Source organism: Faecalitalea cylindroides ATCC 27803, assembly GCF_000469305.1.
Lineage (GTDB): Bacteria > Bacillota_I > Bacilli_A > Erysipelotrichales > Erysipelotrichaceae > Faecalitalea > Faecalitalea cylindroides.
The window spans coordinates 21,194-40,992 of the sequence record NZ_KI270948.1; the positions used below are offsets into that span (position 1 = coordinate 21,194).

General features: G+C 34.7%; 22 protein-coding genes. 5 read left to right on the forward strand and 17 right to left on the reverse strand.

Features of this window, described 5'->3' with window-relative positions:
- Positions 1–33: 33 nt before the first annotated feature.
- From HMPREF0367_RS00180 to HMPREF0367_RS00215, 8 genes are all read right to left on the reverse strand, one after another.
- Positions 34–990, reverse strand: a complete 957-nt coding sequence (locus HMPREF0367_RS00180; RefSeq protein WP_035399976.1) for a PhoH family protein — start codon at positions 988–990, stop codon at positions 34–36.
- A gap of 47 nt (positions 991–1,037) precedes the next feature.
- A complete protein-coding gene (gene rpsU, locus HMPREF0367_RS00185) occupies positions 1,038–1,217 on the reverse strand; it encodes a 30S ribosomal protein S21 (RefSeq protein WP_022355884.1) in 180 nt (59 codons plus the stop codon).
- A 67-nt stretch (positions 1,218–1,284) separates the two neighbouring features.
- Positions 1,285–2,733: a UDP-N-acetylmuramoyl-L-alanyl-D-glutamate--2,6-diaminopimelate ligase gene (locus HMPREF0367_RS00190; protein WP_035399978.1), complete on the reverse strand. Its 1,449-nt coding sequence runs from the start codon at positions 2,731–2,733 to the stop codon at positions 1,285–1,287.
- Positions 2,734–2,735: 2 nt separating this feature from the next.
- Positions 2,736–4,013: a tRNA (N(6)-L-threonylcarbamoyladenosine(37)-C(2))-methylthiotransferase MtaB gene (mtaB, locus tag HMPREF0367_RS00195; protein ID WP_035399980.1), complete on the reverse strand. Its 1,278-nt coding sequence runs from the start codon at positions 4,011–4,013 to the stop codon at positions 2,736–2,738.
- Complete coding sequence (locus HMPREF0367_RS00200) at positions 4,013–4,738, reverse strand: RsmE family RNA methyltransferase (RefSeq protein ID WP_022355887.1); 726 nt, start codon at positions 4,736–4,738, stop codon at positions 4,013–4,015. Before HMPREF0367_RS00200 ends, mtaB begins: the two co-directional genes overlap by 1 nt.
- Positions 4,735–5,460: a pseudouridine synthase gene (locus HMPREF0367_RS00205; protein ID WP_035399982.1), complete on the reverse strand. Its 726-nt coding sequence runs from the start codon at positions 5,458–5,460 to the stop codon at positions 4,735–4,737. The genes HMPREF0367_RS00200 and HMPREF0367_RS00205 overlap by 4 nt, the downstream gene beginning before the upstream one ends.
- Positions 5,461–5,463: 3 nt before the next feature.
- Positions 5,464–6,006 carry an SMC-Scp complex subunit ScpB gene (scpB, locus tag HMPREF0367_RS00210; RefSeq protein ID WP_248660650.1) on the reverse strand — a complete coding sequence of 181 codons (543 nt, stop codon included), beginning with the start codon at positions 6,004–6,006 and terminating at the stop codon, positions 5,464–5,466.
- Positions 6,006–6,737, reverse strand: coding sequence for a segregation and condensation protein A (locus HMPREF0367_RS00215; protein ID WP_035399987.1), 732 nt, complete (start codon positions 6,735–6,737; stop codon positions 6,006–6,008). The genes scpB and HMPREF0367_RS00215 overlap by 1 nt, the downstream gene beginning before the upstream one ends.
- A 140-nt stretch (positions 6,738–6,877) precedes the next feature.
- Here HMPREF0367_RS00215 and HMPREF0367_RS00220 point away from each other — a divergent pair, with 140 nt between their 5' ends.
- From HMPREF0367_RS00220 to HMPREF0367_RS00240, 5 genes are all read left to right on the forward strand, one after another.
- Complete coding sequence (locus tag HMPREF0367_RS00220; RefSeq protein ID WP_035399989.1) at positions 6,878–7,600, forward strand: N-acetylmuramoyl-L-alanine amidase family protein; 723 nt, start codon at positions 6,878–6,880, stop codon at positions 7,598–7,600.
- A gap of 72 nt (positions 7,601–7,672) precedes the next feature.
- Positions 7,673–8,191, forward strand: a complete 519-nt coding sequence (locus HMPREF0367_RS00225) for an NUDIX hydrolase (RefSeq protein WP_035399991.1) — start codon at positions 7,673–7,675, stop codon at positions 8,189–8,191.
- 14 nt (positions 8,192–8,205) lie between these two features.
- A complete protein-coding gene (locus HMPREF0367_RS00230) occupies positions 8,206–9,396 on the forward strand; it encodes an ATP-grasp domain-containing protein (protein WP_035399993.1) in 1,191 nt (396 codons plus the stop codon).
- 38 nt (positions 9,397–9,434) lie between these two features.
- Positions 9,435–10,160, forward strand: a complete 726-nt coding sequence (locus HMPREF0367_RS00235; RefSeq protein WP_248660651.1) for an alpha/beta hydrolase — start codon at positions 9,435–9,437, stop codon at positions 10,158–10,160.
- Positions 10,161–10,165: 5 nt separating this feature from the next.
- Positions 10,166–11,242: a metallophosphoesterase gene (locus HMPREF0367_RS00240; RefSeq protein WP_035399998.1), complete on the forward strand. Its 1,077-nt coding sequence runs from the start codon at positions 10,166–10,168 to the stop codon at positions 11,240–11,242.
- 181 nt (positions 11,243–11,423) lie between these two features.
- Here HMPREF0367_RS00240 and HMPREF0367_RS00245 read toward each other — a convergent pair whose 3' ends face one another.
- The 9 genes from HMPREF0367_RS00245 to HMPREF0367_RS00285 all read right to left on the reverse strand — a co-directional run bounded on the left by HMPREF0367_RS00245 (position 11,424) and on the right by HMPREF0367_RS00285 (position 19,799).
- A complete protein-coding gene (locus tag HMPREF0367_RS00245; RefSeq protein ID WP_035400000.1) occupies positions 11,424–12,461 on the reverse strand; it encodes a threonine aldolase family protein in 1,038 nt (345 codons plus the stop codon).
- A 184-nt stretch (positions 12,462–12,645) separates the two neighbouring features.
- Positions 12,646–12,990 (reverse strand): hypothetical protein, encoded by a 345-nt coding sequence (locus tag HMPREF0367_RS00250; RefSeq protein WP_051335099.1) that lies wholly within the window; start codon positions 12,988–12,990, stop codon positions 12,646–12,648.
- Positions 12,991–13,020: 30 nt separating this feature from the next.
- Positions 13,021–13,680: a DNA alkylation repair protein gene (locus tag HMPREF0367_RS00255; protein ID WP_035400003.1), complete on the reverse strand. Its 660-nt coding sequence runs from the start codon at positions 13,678–13,680 to the stop codon at positions 13,021–13,023.
- Between the two features lie 16 nt (positions 13,681–13,696).
- Entirely contained in the window at positions 13,697–14,527 is an 831-nt protein-coding gene (locus tag HMPREF0367_RS00260) for a DUF4299 family protein (RefSeq protein WP_035400005.1), read from the reverse strand.
- A gap of 170 nt (positions 14,528–14,697) precedes the next feature.
- Entirely contained in the window at positions 14,698–16,251 is a 1,554-nt protein-coding gene (locus tag HMPREF0367_RS00265) for an acyl CoA:acetate/3-ketoacid CoA transferase (RefSeq protein ID WP_035400007.1), read from the reverse strand.
- Between the two features lie 18 nt (positions 16,252–16,269).
- Positions 16,270–17,049, reverse strand: a complete 780-nt coding sequence (locus HMPREF0367_RS00270; RefSeq protein WP_035400009.1) for an enoyl-CoA hydratase-related protein — start codon at positions 17,047–17,049, stop codon at positions 16,270–16,272.
- Between the two features lie 64 nt (positions 17,050–17,113).
- Positions 17,114–17,950, reverse strand: coding sequence for a 3-hydroxyacyl-CoA dehydrogenase family protein (locus HMPREF0367_RS00275; RefSeq protein WP_035400012.1), 837 nt, complete (start codon positions 17,948–17,950; stop codon positions 17,114–17,116).
- 14 nt (positions 17,951–17,964) lie between these two features.
- Positions 17,965–18,993 carry an electron transfer flavoprotein subunit alpha/FixB family protein gene (locus tag HMPREF0367_RS00280; RefSeq protein WP_015535886.1) on the reverse strand — a complete coding sequence of 343 codons (1,029 nt, stop codon included), beginning with the start codon at positions 18,991–18,993 and terminating at the stop codon, positions 17,965–17,967.
- Positions 18,994–19,007: 14 nt separating this feature from the next.
- The gene (locus HMPREF0367_RS00285) at positions 19,008–19,799 is read right to left on the reverse strand and encodes an electron transfer flavoprotein subunit beta/FixA family protein (protein ID WP_015535885.1); all 792 of its coding nucleotides are present in this window, start codon (positions 19,797–19,799) and stop codon (positions 19,008–19,010) included.

Consider the following 19,799-nt stretch of genomic DNA (forward strand, 5'->3'; position numbering starts at 1 on the left):
CCTTCCAAATTCCTACCTAGTATACATTAAGATTCACGAATTTTCAATCTCTGAATAACGTTCTATGATTTTTTGTACCAAAGGATGGCGAATAACATCGTTGGCATGTAAATTCGTGATGGCAATTCCATGAATTCCTTTTAGTATTCTTGTAGCCTGCATCAAACCACTGTCTTCTTTTCGAATCAAGTCAATCTGTGTCACGTCTCCATTGACCACAAGCTGTGTGTTTTTACCCATACGAGTTAAAAACATTTTCATTTGCGCTTTTGTCGTATTTTGTGCTTCATCTAAGATGACGATCGCATCATTTAATGTTCGTCCTCGCATAAAAGCTAAAGGAGCAATTTCAATTACCTGCTTCTCTAAATATTTCTCTACTGTTTCTTGTCCTAACATATCATACAAGGCATCATATAAAGGTCTTAAATATGGATCTACTTTCTCTTTCATATCACCTGGTAAAAAACCTAAAGATTCTCCAGCTTCTACGGCCGGACGAGTCAAAATGATCCTTTGTTTCTTTTCCTGACGCAAGCAATGAACGGCATATGCTACCGCAAGATATGTTTTACCTGTCCCGGCAACGCCTGTTGAAAAAACAATGTCGTTTTTACGCAGAGCATCGCAAAGAATAGCCTGCCCCAGTGTTTTAGGATAAATCAATTTTCCTGATCGGGTCTTTCCTATTGGTCGTAATTGATCCACATGAAAATCCTTTAATTTGTTCTCTTTTGCCAAAGTACAAAGATAACTTACATCCTGTGAATGAAGCTTTCGTTGCGTATCAATCAACTCAAAGCATTTTTGTATAACGAGAACAATAGATTCAGTGTTTTCATTTTCTTCTATCTTGATTTCATGAGAACGAATTAAAAGCTTTGTTTTAAAATGTTTCTCTATGATTTCTAAATTAGAATCTTCAAAACCTGTAAAGATCTGCACTTCATCCAAAGTGCGATCCAAGAGATCAAAAGAATAGTAATTCAAATAAGTTCCTCCTTATAAGAAAAAAATCTGCATAAAATGCAGATTCATTATTTTCCTCTACGAGCTTTACGTGCTGCTTCAGATTTCAATTTTCTACGTACACCTGGTTTAACGTAAAATTCTCTTTTGCGCGCCTCAGCAAGGGTGCCATTACGAGATACCTGACGTTTGAATCTTCTTAAAGCGTCATCCAATTGTTCGTTTTCTTTAACAACTACTTTTGGCATAAACAAACCTCCCTTCCCGAGTTAAGCAAGATGATTATATATCAAAATACTAAAAAATTCAAGACTTTTATGCTGCTTGATTCGTGTATTTTTCAATACATTCCTTAACCGCAACATTATCACCGATCCAAGGAGCCCTTCCATTCTCTCGATAGATAAAAGATTCGTCTCCTTTTCCTAATAGAAGGATCGCATCGCCTTCATTGGCATTTTCTACAGCTTGACGTATGGCTTCATAACGATCCTCAATAAAGATGTTTTGTGTGGATTTAATTCCCTCTTTGATTTGATCGGCAATTTCTTTTGGATCTTCATCACGAGGATCGTCTTCAGTTAAGATGATCAAATCGCAATATTGATCTGCAATTTCACCAAATACTTTACGTTTGGCAATATCTCGTTTACCGGCCGAACCAAAGACCGCAATCAATTTTTTATCTTTACAGATTTGGCGTCCAAACTGCATGATCTTTTCCATACCATCAGGCGTATGTGCAAAATCAACGACAACATGATAAGGTTGTCCTAGATCTATTTGTTCTAGACGTCCATCAATTTGAGGAAGATGTTCGCACTGATCAATGATTTCCTGTAAATCCATTCCCGTTTCATGTAAAGCGGCAATGCTGGCAAGAAGATTATAAATATTATATGTCGCAACCAGATTGGTTTTAACTTTATAAGTCTTTCCTCCATAAACAAGATCAAAGCGAGAATAGTGTGAATCAATCACAACATTGATAGCACGATAATCACATTCACGATCAATTCCATAAGAAATAACTTTAGCTCTTGAAATACTTCTTAGATCTTCATATTTTTCATCATCAACATTTAAAATCGATACTCCATCTTGTTTTACAAGATTTTTAAACAAAAGACTTTTTGCCTCAAAATAGTTATCCAATGTTCCATGAAAATCTAGATGATCATAAGTAAAATTGGTAAAGATGGCGACATCAAATTTGATTGCATCAACACGATGCTGCGCAAGGCCATGAGAACTTACTTCCAAAGCACAGGCTTTCATCCCTTTTTGGACCATATCAGACATCGTTTTGTGCAATACTAATGGATCTGGTGTTGTCAAATCAGGAGCTAATTTGACATTTCCATATTCGATGGAAATTGTTCCGATATATCCGCAAGGTTCAATCGTATTACGAATATTTCGGATGATGTTCGATATAGTACTTTTTCCATTTGTACCTGTTACACCATACATTAGCATTTTATCAGCCGGTTTTGAATAAAACAGGCGTGCACATTGGTTCATCGCGTCTATAACATCATCAACACGAATATAAACAGCACCACTTTTCATTTCTTCAAGTTTTTTGGAATGGACTATACATTTAGCTCCATTTTCTAAAGCCTGATTGATAAAATCATGTCCATCGTGTGTTATGCCTGGTAAACAAAAGTAGATATTTCCTGGTTTTACTTTTCTTGAATCCGAACATAAGCCGGTAATATTAACAGTTGGAGCATTTTTAAATAACTTGCTTAAGCGCATAATTAAGCCTTCTTTCTAACAATATATGTTCCATTCTCTATTGTATCCCATGAAGTCAAGATACGTCCAGATAGTATTGTATCACTTTCTATGCGAGCAGGGTGATATTGATTTGTATAGCCAAAATATGTATTCCCTTCATTGCGTTCGATCAATACCGTAATATTTGGATAACGCTCCATGTCTTTTTGGCGCAATTCTTTAGAAAGTTCTAATAATTTGGATGTTCTTTCCTTTTGAATCGTACCATGTACTTCCCCTTTCATACTGGCCGCTTTGGTTCCATCTCTTTTAGAGTATGGGAAAACATGCAGGAATGAAAACTCAATTTCTTTGAGATTTTGATAGGTTGTTTCAAATTCTTCATCACTTTCCATGACAAAGCCTGTAATAACATCGGTTGAAATTGAAATATCAGGAATTTGGCTTCGAATTTTAGAGATTCGATTTTTAAACTCTTCAATCGTATATGGTCGATTCATTCTTTGTAGTGTTTCGTTACATGCAGATTGAACCGGAATATGCAGATGATGACAAATTCTTGGTTCTTTTAAGATCAATTCAATTAGTTCATCACTGACTTCAGTGATTTCGATGCTAGAAATTCGAAAGTAAACATTTTGTGTATTTTCTAGTAACAACTTCAACAAGCAGGCAAGATCAATATCGTTATCTTTATAACGTCCAGTATGAATTCCTGTAAGCACGATTTCCTGATGACCTTTTTCTTCCAGTTCTTTTGCGATCTTAATCACTTCATCGCTTGAAAGAGAGCGTTCTCTTCCTCGTGCAAAAGGAATTGCACAATAGCTGCAGAATTGATTACAGCCATCCTGAACCTTTAAAAAGGCTCTTTCCATATTCTCAAAACAATGAATTGGCATGGCTTCAAAGTCAAAATATTGATCAATTGGTTTTACTTGATCCATCTTATGTTTTTCATGAATCAATTCATCAATCAAAGGTACAATCTTATTTTTATCTTTTGCACCGATTATTAAATCGGCTTCTAAAGCCTCTCTTTGTTTTTCATCAATAAATTGTACATAACAACCAACTAGTACGATCAATGCATTTGAATTGTTTTTCTTCGCATGATGTATTTTCTGTCTAGATTTAGAAGCTGCTGTATTGGTGACCGTACAAGTATTTATGATACAGATATCACAAGGGTCATCTTTTCCAACTTCTATGTATCCAGCTTTTTTTAAACTTTCTGCATAGTATTGAGATTCATATGTATTTACTTTACAGCCAAGAGTTTCTATGTGAAATCGCATTAGTTCTCCTTTCCACAATGAGTTTGATATTCGATGCAGGATAAGATATAGCAGGCAGCTGTTTCGGCTCTTAAGATATTTTTTCCTAATGAACAAGATGAAAAATGATCATTTTTTAATTTTTCTATCTCTTTTTCATCGAATCCGCCTTCAGGGCCAATGCATATTGTAATCGATTCAGGATCTTTTTCTAAATAAGCTGCCAGATGCTTTGAAGGATCATCTTCTTTCTCATAGGCAACTAGATTGCATTCGCTTTGAAAGTCTTTAAGTGTTTCTATTTTTTGAATTGGTGTTAGTTCAACAAGATCATTTCGATTGCATTGTTTACAGCTGGCAAGAATGATGGAAGACCAACGTTCCAACTTCTTTTGTTGCTTCTTTTCATCCAGCTGAACAACTGAATATCTCGATTCAAAAGGGACGATCCTTGTAACTCCTAATTCACAGGCTTTTTGTAACATCCATTCGAATTTATCTTGTTTGATCAATGAACAACAAAGTGTGATATGCTGCGCTTTTTGTTCAACCGTCATTTTATCAAAGAGATAAATATAAGGCTTTTGTTGCACACGTGCTAAAAACACCTGCGATGTATTTGTTACAACACGAATCGTTTCTTTATCAGATGTTCGAAGAACATCAAAAAGATGATGAGCTTCCTTTTCATTCAACATGATTTTTTGATTTACATTTGCATCGGTTTCTATAAAGACTTGTTTCATTGTTTTCCTTCCTGAGCTGCAAGCTTTAACTGTTTAACTTCATATGGTTTCAAACGACGATATTCACCTGGCTTCAAATCATTTACTTCAATGGATCCAAAGCGTACACGATGCAGTTTTCGAACTTGATGACCAAGGGCTTCCATCATATTTTTCACCTGGTGATTCTTCCCTTCCATGATCGTCAATTCAAAGATCGTACGATCGCGGGTAACATCATTGGATATAACTTTAACTTTAGCTGGTTGAAAATCTCCAATATTGGTTTTTAGACCTTTTCTTAAAAGACGAATATCATCCTGAGTCAAGGTTCCTTGAAGATTTACCACATATGTTTTTGGTAAGTGATATCGAGGATGGATCATCTGGTTACAGAAATCTCCATCATTGGTCAATAATAAGACGCCACTTGTATCATAGTCTAAACGCCCAACAGTATACACTCTTTGTGGAATATCTAAATAATCAAGAACGGTTCTGCGATCTCGATCATCGTTGCTGGAACAAATGCATCCCTTTGGTTTATTGATAACATAATATACTTTATCTTCAAACTCTAAGAGTTTGCCATCTACTTCGATTTCATCGTTTCCTGAGACTTTCGTACCTAAGGTCGTGCATAGTTCTCCATTTACATATACTTTTCCTTCCTGTATCAACTCTTCAGCTTTTCTTCTTGAACAAATACCGGAACGTGCTATAACTTTTTGTAATCTTTCCATATTCTACTCCTCGAATAATTCTTCATCATCACTTCGCTGTTTAGGAAGCTGTGGTAATTCTTTTAGTGTTTCTAATTGAAAGGCATCTAAAAATTCATCTGTAACAGTATACAACAATGGCTTTCCTACCACATCCAGGCGATCTTTGGCCTCGATTAAATTATGGGCTTGCAGTTTTTTTAACATCATTTCGCAATTAACACCGCGTATTTCTTCAATTTCTACACGTGTAATAGGTTGTTTGTAGGCAATAATGGCCAAAGTTTCAAGAGCAGCCTGTGATAAAGATACCTGCTTGAATTGTTCAAATAGTCTTTGGGCATAAGGATAAATGCATTCTTTTGACACAAATTTAAATCTAGAAGCATATTCAACAAGCTCAAAACCATGATGTATATCAGAATATTCTTCTTTCAACTTCTGTATATTTGATAGGATTGCTTCTTTATCATCGACTTGGAGGCTTTCCATGATTTGTTCAATGCTTAAACCTTCATCACCGCTTAAGAATATCAATCCTTCAATGATTGCCTTTTGATTATCCATTATTCAATCCCTCTTTTCACATAGATATGATCTTCTGAGTCAATCGTAAAATCTAACCATTTTTGATGAATCAAATCAAGAATGGATAAAAAAGTCACGATAACCATATGCAGTGAAGAACAATCATCACATAATGTTTCAAATAATATCGTATCATTTGAATCTTTTAATCTTTCTTTGATCTGTTCAAGTCTTTCTTCTACGGAAAGTTCTTTGATCGTTACCTTGGTCTCATATGGTTTCAATAAGATCATGCGTTGCAAAACACGATTCATCGCTTTTAATAATTCATATGGACTTTGGTTTTCCAGTGTATCACTTTCAATAGGAATTGACCATTGTTCGACTAGAGGTGATACAGGTCTTGTAAAATGTTTTTGACGATTTTCGTAATCGATCCTTAACTTTTCACTGATTTCTTTATACTTCTGATATTCGACCAATCGAGCTACCAGTTTTGTTCTTTGATCTTCTTCATATTCTTCTTCGACCTGAACTTCTTCTCTTGGTAAAAGTTTCTTTGATTTATATTCAATCAAACTTGCTAATTCACTCAAATACTCACTGGCAATTTCTAGATGAAGATCTTTCATTTGATGAATGAACTCAATATATTGCGTTGTCAATACATTCATATCCAAATCAAAAAGATCCAGTTTATTTTCTTTGATTAAGTGCAGCATCAGATCCAATGGACCTTCAAACTGATCGATCGTAACTGTAAACTTCATAAAAATCACCTATAATAGTATATCAGATATAATCTAGCCGTTAAAGCGAAAATGATTGAATGTCGAGAATGGATTTTCACGTTTTTTACTACTGTTTTAAACCTTTCTATGTTACTATATATCCACATAAGGGGGTAAATATGAAAAGAGCTTTTGTCTATTTTCTTATCGCAATATTCTTATTATTGGTTGTACAGCCTAATATCCAAACAAGTGATGTAGACAAAAATAATCGTGTGCCTACCAATACAACCAATTCAATCACTACAAATGAAAATGCCGATATTCCTCAATCCGAATCAAAAGCTACGATTTGTATTGACCCTGCAAATGGAGGAACGGACACAGGTTATGTTGTTGATGAAAATACTAGTGAAAAAGATATCAACCTTACCATAAGTTTAAAGATTGGCGAAGCACTTCAACAGGCCGGTTACAATGTTGTCTATACTCGAACCGATGACAACTTTGAAACTTATTCCAGTGAAGATGACTCCGCAAAAGCAAGAATCAATCTGGCAATCGATCAAAACGCAGATTATTTTATCAGTGTTCAAATGAACAATGATGAAGACCGATTGACAAAGGGATATTCCCTATTTACACAATCAAATGAAGATATGATCAACCTTGCACAAGCAATATCTGAGAAATTGAATAATTTAAGTTATTCAACATTTGGTGGATTGGATAGTGATCATTATGCCAACTTTCCTATCCTGCAAGATCGAGATCTTCCTTCAGTTTTATTAGAACTTGGTTATTTAACGAATGCAGATGATCTAACAAATCTTACAGATGAAAGTTTTCAAAATAAAATAGCCTATGCAATTGCCGAAGCTTTTGTTGAAACAATCAACTAAAGCTTCTTTTTTTATAAAAACCTTTCCTAATGAAGTGGAAATTGATATAATCATGAAAAGGAATGAAAAGAAATGAAAGAGAAAGAAAATATTGTTTATAAAGGAAAAATATTTGATTTAATTCAAAAAGATGTCGTAATCAACGATAAGATCTATCAACGTGATATCATTCGCCATCCAGGTGGTGTTGGTGTTCTGGTTACAAAAGAAGGTAAGATATTGTTTGTTAAACAATTTCGTCATGCGATCAATAAGGAAACTTTAGAAATTCCTGCCGGAAAACTTGAATACGGTGAAGATCCTAAAACTTGTGGAATGCGTGAGTTAAATGAAGAGGCATATCTAGAATGTGAAGAATTACAATTAATTACTTCCATTGTCAGCACGCCTGGTTTCTGTGATGAGCGTATATGGATCTATGAAGCTATTCATCCAAAGCTCACAACTCATCATTTAACACAAGATGAAGATGAAAACATTGATTTAGTTTGGCTGAATATCAATGAAGCATATCAAATGATCTTGGATCAAAAAATTGATGATGCTAAAACAATCATAGCTATACAGTATGCGTTTATAAATAGAAAGTAGAGGATAAAAAGATTATGAATTTTGTTTTTATTTCACCCAATTATCCAGAAAATTACTGGTTATTTTGTAGAGGATTAAAAAAATACGGAGCCACAGTACTTGCTATTGTTGATACTCCATACGATTCATTAAAAGATGAGCTTAAAGCTAATATTGATGAATGTTATGTCGTATCAAGTTTCAATGACTACGATCAAATGGTAAAAGCTGTTGGATATTTTACCTTTAAATATGGAAAGATTGACTGGATTGAATCCAATAATGAAGCTTGGCTTACTTTGGATGCGAAATTACGTGATGATTTTAACGTCAAGACTGGCTTTGATTTTAAAACGATCAATGAATATCAATCAAAATCAGCCATGAAAAAATACTATGCTAAAGCGAATATTCCTACAGCTCGATATACACTTGTTGATTCATTGGAAAATGCATTAAATTTTGCACATGAAGTTGGATATCCTCTTGTATTAAAACCAGACCATGGTGTTGGCGCCAGCTTTACATATACGATTAATTGCGATGAAGACCTTAATACATATTATAAACAGACTTTGAATCAACAAATGATCTTAGAAGAATATGTAGATGGTGAAGTATTCACATTAGATGGCGTTTGTGATCAAAACGGTGATATTCGATATATAAACTCTCTAGAATATGTTGGCAATTGCATGGATAGCGTTCTTTACCAACAAAGCATTGGTGCCTATACTGCTTTTTCAATCAAGGATGAATATAAAAATGTTGTACAGGAAACCATTCATGCTTTTCAATTGAAAAACCGATTCTTTCATTGTGAATTTTTTAGATTAAATAAAGCTAAAAAAGGATTAGGGAAAAAAGGAGCCATCATTGGCTTAGAAGTCAATTTTAGACCACCTGGAGGATTTGCCCCAGATTTAATGAATTATGCCGGAAGCATTGACGTATATGAGATCTGGGCAAAAGTTTTACTAACTCAGGACGGATATTTTGATTTAAAAGAGCGAAAATCGTCTGGTTTTGCAGGCCGAAGAGATTCTATTAATTATAAATATACGGTTGAAGAGATTGAAACAATGTACAAGAAAAATCTAATTGAGACAAAATATCTTCCACCAGCTTATGCCGCAACAATGGGAAACTGTACAATTATAGCTAGATTTGATACTCTTAAAGAGCGAGAAGACTTCTATAGAGATGCGCTTGCCATAGCTGAATAGAAAGGATCTTTAAATTGATATTAAAATTTGATTTATATATGTCTAGATTGCATCAGGAACGTACAATTCATATGTATCTTCCAGATGATTATTTAGTTACAAAAAAAAGATATCCTGTTCTTTATATGTTCGATGGTCACAATCTATTTAATGATGAAGATGCAACATATGGAAAGTCCTGGAATCTAGAACAACAGATTCGCTGGAATCATAAAGAACTTATTGTTGTTGGACAAGAATGTTCACATGATGGTAATGCCCGTCTAGATGAATATGGTCCCTGGCCCTTTGCAGACGAAAACTTTGGAATTTTTGAAGGTAAAGGAGAAGCGACTATGCACTTCTTTGTCGAAGAGTTAAAGCCTTACATTGACCATCATTTCCCTACTTTGCCAGATCGAGATCATACGTGGATCGGAGGCAGCAGTTGTGGTGGACTCATGGCTTATTTTGCAGGTGTATTCTATAGCCATATTTATTCTAAATCACTTGTTATTTCTCCATATTTTCAACCAGTAGAAGAATATTTATATTGGGATACAGAAAGTGCTTATGTTCATGATGGCAGTTGCATGTATATGTCATGGGGAGCTTTAGAAGGTGGGAAACATTCGTTTATTCGCGAAACAAAGATTTGCACAGAACTAGCTAATAAATTGATCAATAAAGGTGTTTATATTCAATTTAATGTAAAGCCAGAAGGCAGACACAGAGAAAGTGACTGGGAAAAGGAAGCATCTACCTTCCTAAATTTCCTGCTTTGATAAAAATGGATCGCAGTGTTAAAGTAAAACGACTTCAATCCCCCTCTAAAGGAAGAACAATTTGTATCAGCGATATACACGGCAATTTGAATATTTATAAAAAATTGTTGAATAAAGTAAAATATCAACCGGGCATAGACCGGTTGATGCTTTTGGGAGATCTTGTTGAAAAGGGAGAAAAAAACCTGGAAACACTTCACTTTGTGATGAATCAAGCCAAACATGAAGATGTACATGTTATTATGGGAAACTGTGATTTTATCTGTAAGAATGTGCTTTTCGCCTATCGACTGGATTTTTTAAAAGATGTTCTCTTACAAAGAAAACAATCTTTAATCCATGAAATGGCAAATCAAATTGGTATTTCTTTAGATATAAATACTGATATGAGCTGGTATACACATGAAATTCGCAAACACTTTTTAGATGAACTATGTTTTTGTAATGATCTACCTCATGTCATTGACACGGATTCGCATATCTATGCACATGCAGCTATCATGAATGAAACTACATTTGGCGATGATTTTAGAGAAGTTATGACAACACATTTCTTTTTAAATAAAAACATGCATTTTCATAAAAAAGTCATTGTTGGTCATCTTCCAGTTACTGAATATTGTCATTCCATTGCCTCATTCGATCCAATCTATGATGGAAGTACAAATGTATATTCCATTGATGGTGGTAATGTCGTAAAAAAAGCAGGACAGTTAAATGCTCTGATTTTTGATAAAAATATCGTTAATGTTGAAAGCGTGGATGAATTACCAGAAGTTGAAGTTATTGAAACGGTCTTGGAAAATAATCAAATTCCTCTGTTTGTCACATGGAATACATCACAAATTAAAGTTTTGAAGACAACTTCGAAACAATCGTTAGTTTATAATTCATTTTTAAATCGAACTTTCTGGGTTGAGAATGAATTCATTCAAGATTTTAAGGCAACAGATTATACAAATTATCAGATACCATTAACCAAAGGAGAAACAGTAAAACTTGTTTGTCTCTATCAAGATAAAGCTCAAGTTAAAAAAAATGGCGTTCTTGGCTGGACATATCAAAAAAATTTAAAGATATAAGATCATCTAGATAGTTTGACAGATTTAAATTTATATGTTTATATTTCATTGTACGTACTTAGACATGGTTTTCTGGCCGCTCGAGGCTGGATGTGCAGATTGATGCAGAGCCATGTCTTTTTATATGAAAAAATCTCACCATTATAGACTAAGAATTTAATCTATGTTGGCGAGATTTCTATTATTTATCTAATTCTTTTGCGATATATAAGCATTTACAAAGTTCTTTTACATCTTCTTCACTTGTATTCCAGCTTGTAACTAAACGCACAGATAAAAAATCATCCTGTTTATTCCAAATTTCAAAATCAACCATCTTTGATAAGTAATCATACTGTTCTAATGTTAAATTTAAGAAAATTTGGTTTGTTGAGCTTTTCATTAGAAATGGATACCCAAGATTATGCGCATACGCCTGGATTCTTTGAGCCATTTCATTTTCGTGTTTAGCAACTCTAAAGAAAGCTCCATCATAAAATAAACCAACAAACTGTAAACCTAGAAGCCATCCTTTTGCCATCATGGCTCCATCTTGCTTCATGACAAAACGGAAATTTTGCGCTAAATCCTTGTTTGAAAATACGACAGCTTCTCCCATTAAGGCGCCATTTTTAGTTCCTCCAATATAGAAGACATCACACCATTTAGCTATATCATTCAGTGTGTAGTCAACTCCGGATTCTAAAGCTGCTCCTAAACGTGCTCCATCCATCATCAAATAAAGTCCTAATTTATCACAGGCTGCCCTTAATGATTCTAATTCTTCTCTAGTATAAACAGTACCAAATTCTGTAGAGTTTGAAATATATACTAATTTCGGATAAACCATATGCTCATATGTCATCATATGATCGTTAAAGCATTTTTCAATCTGTGAAGCATGTAATTTACCATCTGAATTGGGTAATTCAATTACTTTATGACCAGTAGCTTCAACAGATCCGGTTTCATGTGTTGAAATATGTCCGGAATCACAAGCTATAACAGCTTCATACGGACGTAAAATTGATTTAATGATCGTTAAATTTGTTAATGTACCACCTGAAATAAATTGAATATCAACTTCTGTATCAGGCATATTTGCCTGAATCAAAGTTCTAGCCTGTTCACAATATTTGTCTAATCCATATCCAGGATGGCTATCATAATTTGTCTTGCTTAATAAATCTAAAATTTCAGGAATACATCCCTGTCCATAATCGTTACGGAAAAATAACATTGTATATTCCTCCTTTCAGTAACGGTTTTATTATATCACAGATAAAATAATGCGAAAAGAACACATCAGGTATGTCCTATATTGAAAAAAGTCATAACTTTTTGAAATTATTTCTGACTAGAAATATTTTAATTCTATTTGTTAGATATCGTACTTAAACACCTTTTTCTAAATTAGGATTTTTCTATCCTATAAAAACATTGTAAATCACTACAACATAGACAAATACTGCGGTTAAGCAGGTTATAATAAAACCGCCTTTGTCTCTATTATTTTTATATTCTACACTTCTTAATAGTAATAGAGTGGCAAGTGATACAAGCATAATTGTATTTGCAATGTCAAAGGGAAGAATTTTCACTAATCCTAATGTAGCAAAAAGCATTGTTATTATAGATAAAATGATTTTTGCGATTTTCATACAATCACACCCCTTTGTAAAAATTTTAAGATTCCCTTTTGTGTATTTAAGTTTTTCGTTATTTTCTATTTTATTGTTTATTGCGCCTAATTGTGATAACTTCCCCATCTATTTTCTCCTTTGTAACACAATGATTTTCTAAATATACTTACTAGCCTCTTTAATGCTAAGCTTTGCCATATTCTCTTTATGTGATTGAATGAATTTTCTGACCCATTCCGGATTCGTTTTAGAATAATCTCTTAAAGCCCATCCTATAGCTTTATTGATGAAAAATTCATCGCTATTAAGGTTGTTTACAAGGATCTGTTCCAATAGTTTCGTATTGGTTTTCTCTTTTCTTCCAAGCTGGTGATCTATCGCTAATCTTCTTACCCAAAAATTTGGATCTTTTGACCATGCTAACATTAAACTATCTACTCGTGGATCATTCAACCCAATGGTTCCAATTACTTGATCAAAGAAATCAATTGTATCCCACCATTGTTTATTCCTAATATAATTTTCAATTTTAGAAATGTCTTCATAACTTAAAAATTTATTGAGCTTGATCAAGTAATCATATACAAGATATTGAAATTCTCGATGTTCATCTTGAAAACATTGATTCAGAAAATTCCAATCCACTTGTTTTGATTGCTTCTCTTCTTTTAGAAAGTCCTTGTATAAAGATTTTCGTATAGGTGTTGGAATTCCGTAAAATTTAAACATATTTCGCATATATTTAGACATTTCTATTGCCTTTTCAGAATTGGAATATTGTTCAAAAAGAATTCTCATTTTATTGTATTTATCCATAAACATCCTCTATTGATTAAATCTTGACTTCATATTTAGCGACAAGATCATCTATTTGCGTTTTATTTAATGTGATGATAACATGATTTGCATCATAATAGTTAGCATTAGATACATTGTTTATAAAATCATTGTAAGGGATCGTCTTTCCTTCTTGCACCATGACATACCATTCATGAATACCCTGAATTTGATTTAGAATGATATAAGGTTCTTTAGGAATTACACTTGGAATATTAGCTCCAATAGCGTAGATTCCTACTAATCTATCATGAACTTTATAAACTTTTGGTACTGCATAATATACATCAAGTGTTTGGATCAAATGCAAGTATTCTTCAAATTGATTTAAATCATGATGAAATTTATTGATTTCATTTATACCAATCGAGATAGGATTATAAATACCAAAAATTTCAAAACGCTGATATGTATTCTTTTGGATTTTAGATTCAATATCTTTAAGTCCTTCAATGCTTCCTTCTATATCATATCTAATGAATTTTTCATTCTCTTTTATATGTACCTTTTCTTCTTCTCGTATATATGTAGTAACTTTATACAGATTACATAATGATTGAATTGTATTATAGAACAGATGTATTTCTGAAGGTGTTGTTGGTAAACTTAACTGCAAAACTACATCAAATTCATCCATTGAAATGTCTATTCCACGAGCAGGTTTGGCATTATCATATAACAGTGTATGTTTGGCGATTTCATTTTCAATCAATCGATAATTTTCATCACAAACTCCATAAGATAAATTCGTATATCCGATGATTTCTTGAATATTCATCTTTTTCTTAAATAAACCTTTTGGCTTGATTCTTGCGATAACGGACATTCTTCTTCTCCCTGTTTAAATTGATTTTAGGTATGTTTTATGTACTAATTTTAGTATATCATTGTCTTAAAAAAATACCTATTCATTTTATACGAATTGGTATTTTTTCATAAAATATAAAAAAGCTATGAAATTCAATAGAGATTGATATTTCATAGCTATATGTAAAATTAAGCTTTTAGACCCATGATTTCGTCTGTGAATAGACGAGCATCCATAAGTTTTAGATCTTCTGCGATAGCAGGTCTGAATTCCATTTGTCCAAGAACATCTTTTTCTAAATCAACACCTGGAGCAATTTCGGTTAAAGTAAATACCCCGTTTCGTAATTCAAAGACAGCACGTTCTGTTACATAAAGAACTTTCTGACCGATTTCTGCAGCGTATTCAGCAGCAAATGTGATCTGTTCAACTTCTTGTTTGAACTTTTTGATCTTACCTTCTTCTACGATTTCTAATCTACCGTTTCCGATGTTTTCCTTTAGGCCTTTTGCGGTAAATGTTCCACAATATACTACAACAGGAGCTGTTTGAGTAATGTTGATGAAACCTCCACATCCGGCAATTTTTGGTCCAAAACGAGACACGTTGATATTACCAAATTTATCACATTCAGCCAATCCTAAGAAGGCTTGATCCAATCCACCACCATCATAGAAGTCAAACTGATATGGCTGGTCAATGATAGCTTCAGGATTTGTACAAGAACCAAATGCTGTACCGCTCATTGGTACACCACCAATACCTCCGGCTTCAACTGTCATCTTTAAACCAGGAAGACCTTCTTCATTGGCAACATTGGCAATACCTTCAGGCATACCAATACCTAAGTTGATTACTGCGCTAGGATCTAATTCCATAGCTGCACGACGACATACGACTTTACGTGCATTTAGTGGCATTGGATCAATTGAATCAGCAGGGACACGTACTTCTCCAGATAGTGCTGGATTGTATTCACCTGCATATGTCTGCCAGTGGTTTTCTGGTTTTCCGATAATGATGGCATCTACATAGATACCAGGAATCTTAACATCTTTGGCTTTTAGTGTTCCATTTTCAACAACGTTTTTGACCTGAACGATAACTTTACCACCAGAGTTTTTAACAGCTTGTGCAATCGATAATGAATCCAAAGTTGCAGCTTCTTGATCCATTACTACATTTCCGCTTTCGTCTGCATAAGTACCACGCAATAAAGCAACGTTTAATGGGAATGATTTATAACGTAACCATTCTTCTCCATCCATTTCGATCAATTCAACTAAGTCTTCTGCCTGACGTGTTCTTTCATTCATCTTAGCCCCTTCTAAACGAGGATCGACGAATGTTTTTAAACCAATTTTTGTGATAACACCAGGACGATGCCCGGCAATTTCTCTAAACATCAAAGAAATAGTACCCAATGGTAAGTTATAACCTTCTACTTTATTTTCGAATACTAATCTTTGAAAAGTCGGGATCAATCCCCAGTGACCTGCAATAATTCGTTTTAACAAACCTTCATGACCTAAGTGGTTAACACCTAACTTATCTGTTCCATCACCTACACCAGCGGAGAACATAACTGTTAAATCTCTTGGGTGTCCAGTTTCTTTAAAACTATTCTCAATTGCGATTGATAGCTCCTGAGGGTGCCCCATTCCTATAAAGCCACCAATACCGATTGCATCGCCATCTTTGATCAGTTTAACGGCTTCTTCGGCTGTCATTAATTTTGACATATAATTCCCTCCAAGCTTTTATTTGTTTTTAAATTCTTTTTCTTTTACTTTATTTACGAAGCATTCCATTCCATAAGTCTGATCTTCTGTAGCGAAGCAATCAGAGAAATCTTTTACTTCAACTGCGATTGCAGCGTCAATGTCTAATTGAAGTCCTTCATTAATAGCTTTCTTAGCCTGTGCAACAGCAATAGGTGCATTCTTGCAGATTCCATTTGCCATTTTCATAACTGTTGTCATTAATTCTTCAGCTGGTACAACAGCGTTTACCAACCCAATTGATAATGCTTTGTCAGCTTTGATGTTTCTAGCACCGAAGATCATTTCTTTAGCGATTCCAACAGGTACTAAACGAGCTAGACGCTGTGTTCCACCAAATCCTGGAGTAATTCCTAATCCAACTTCTGGCTGTCCAAATACAGCGTTTTCGCTTGCAACACGGATATCACATGCCATAGCAAGTTCGCATCCTCCACCTAATGCAAAACCATTAACAGCTGCGATAACTGGGCAATGCATTGTTTCAATAGCACGGAAAATTTTGTTTCCATAAGCACCATATTCAGCTGCTTCTTCAACAGTCTTGTCTTTCATTTCAGCAATATCAGCACCAGCTACGAAACTTTTTGCACCAGCACCAGTAATGACTGCACAATATGTATCTTTATCAGCTTCTACAGTATTTACAGCTTCTTCTAAATCTTTTAAAACAGCTGTACTTAAAGCATTTAATGCTTTTTCACGATTGATCGTAATGATTGAAACGTGACCTTGTTTTTCTAATAATACGTTTTCCATCTTGTGTTTTTCCTTTCCTTTTTAAAAAAGGCGAAACGAATGTTCGCCTTCAATTTTTAAAATCCTAGTATTTGAAGAAACCTTCACCAGTCTTGCGACCTAATTTACCAGCACGAACCATTTTTCTTAATAATGTGCTTGCACGGTATTTAGAATCACCAGTTTCATTGTATAGAACGTCCATGATAGCAAGAACGATATCCAAACCAATTAAATCACCTAAAGCCAAAGGTCCCATAGGATGGTTTGCACCTAACTGCATAGCTGTATCGATATCAGATGCAGATGCGATACCTTCCTGAAGGATGAAAGTAGCTTCATTGATCATTGGAACTAAGATACGGTTAACAACGAATCCAGGTCCTTCGTTAACTTCAACTGGAGTTTTTCCAATTTCTTTAGAAATAGCAATGATTTCATCTTTAACTTCAGCTGGAGTGTTTGCTCCGGAAATAACTTCAACTAATTTCATACGATCAGCTGGGTTGAAGAAATGCATACCGATAACTGGATGTTTGATTCCGTTAGCAATTTCAGTTACAGACAATGAAGAAGTGTTTGTTCCAAAAATTGCGCCTTCTTTAACGATTTCATCCAATTTAGCGAACAATTCTTTTTTAACTGGCATCTGTTCAAGAACAGCTTCAACGATTAGATCGCAGTCAGCTAGATCTTCATAAACACCAGCTTTTAAATTAGCTTTTGCAGCTTCAGCAGCTTCAGCGTCGATTTTTCCACGAGCAACTAATTTATCTTTGCTGGCGCAGATTTTAGCAACACCGTTTTCTGCCCATTCTTTTTTAACGTCAACTACTGTTACTTCATTTCCAGCACTGGCAAATGCATTAGCAATGCCCTGTCCCATTGTACCAGCACCAACAACACCAATTTTTCTAGTCATTTTTTATTATCTCCTTAAGCAGCTTTTGCTTTTTTAATTTCTTCTACAAGTAAAGGTAATACTTCGTTTACATCACCAACGAATCCCATGTTAGAAATCTTGAAGATTTCTGCTTCTGGGTCACGGTTGATAGCGATGATCATATCTGATTTTTCCATACCAGCAACATGCTGAACGGCACCAGAAATACCACAAGCGATATACAATGCAGGACGAACTGTCTTACCAGTCTGACCAACCTGGATATTCTTGTCTGCATAACCATCTTCTACAACAGCACGAGTAGCACACATTACACCGTCAAGTTCTTCAGCACATGCTTTTACTACATCTAGGCATCCTTCAGCACCACGACCAGCACCTACAAGGATGTTTGCTTTTGTGATATCCACACCTTCAACGATTTTTTCAACAACTTTGTCGATTGTTACTTCTGGTTCAGTTGTTTTCCAATTTGGAGAGAAAGTTTCTACTTCACCAGTACGAGTTTCATCAACTGGAGCCATATCGAATACTTTTGGACGAATTGTAGCCATCTGTGGACGAGTGTCTGGGCATACGATCGTACCGAATAAGTTACCACCGAAAGTAGGACGAGTTACAAGCAATAATGCTTCTCCCTCTTTAGCTTTATCAAGATCGATAGCAATCTTAGTAGCATCGGCAGTTAGTCCGGCATTAATACGAGCAGCAACACGTGGAGCTAAGTCACGTCCAAGTACAGTTGCACCAGTTAAGAATGAATCTGGTTTATAGTTTTCGATTACCTGAGTCAATGCATCTGCATAAAACTGAGTTGAGTAATCTTTTAATAATACGTCATCAACAACGATAACTTTATCAGCACCGTGTGCAATAACTTCATTAGCTTTGTCAGCAATCTGATGTCCAAGCAATACACCAACTACTTTGAATCCCATTTCAGGAATAGAAGCAACTAGTTTTCTTGCTTCAGAAATCAATTCGTAACCAACTTCAGCGATTACACCGTTTTTCTGTTCAACAAAAACATAGATATCTTTATATCCTTCAAATTTTGCCATGTAAATTCTCCTTCCTACTTAGTAATCAATTGCTTTTCTTTCAAAGTTTTCGCAATTAATTCAGCTGTTTCTTTAGCTGGCATGTTATAAGTCTGTGTTTCAGCACTAACATCTTTTGTGAATGTAGCGTGAACTTTTGTAGGAGAACCTGCTAAACCAACAACAGACTGGTCTAAATCAAGATCATCAAATGTCATGATCTTAACTGGGTTGTTGAAAGAATCAACGATATCATTACAGTTCATGTAACGAGGTTTGTTCATTCCAGATAAAGTAGTTAATACACAAGGCATTTTAGCAGTTAAGATTTGTTCTTCGTCTTCTAAAGCTTTCTTAACTGTTACTTTTTCAGGAGTTAATTCAATGATTTCATCAACGTAAGTTACCTGAGGTAAATCAAGACGTTCAGCTGTCTGAGGACCTACCTGTGCAGTATCACCATCGATAGCCTGACGTCCAGCGATGATCAAATCATAACCAATCTTCTTAAGTGCTGCTGCCAAAGTACGGCTTGTTGCACAAGTATCAGCACCACCTAAACGACGGTCTGTTAACAAGTATGCTTCATCTGCACCACGTGCAATTGTTTCCTGAAGCATTCCTTTTGCCTGAGGTGGACCCATAGATACAACAGTAACGTTGATTGATGGATCTTTATCTTTTAATTCTAAAGCAGCTTCAAGACCTGCAAGGTCATCTGGGTTGATGATGCTAGGAACACCATCACGTACTAATGTACCAGTTACTTTATCAACTGTAATTTCAGTTGAATCTGGTACTTGTTTTACAAGAACGACAATTTTCAT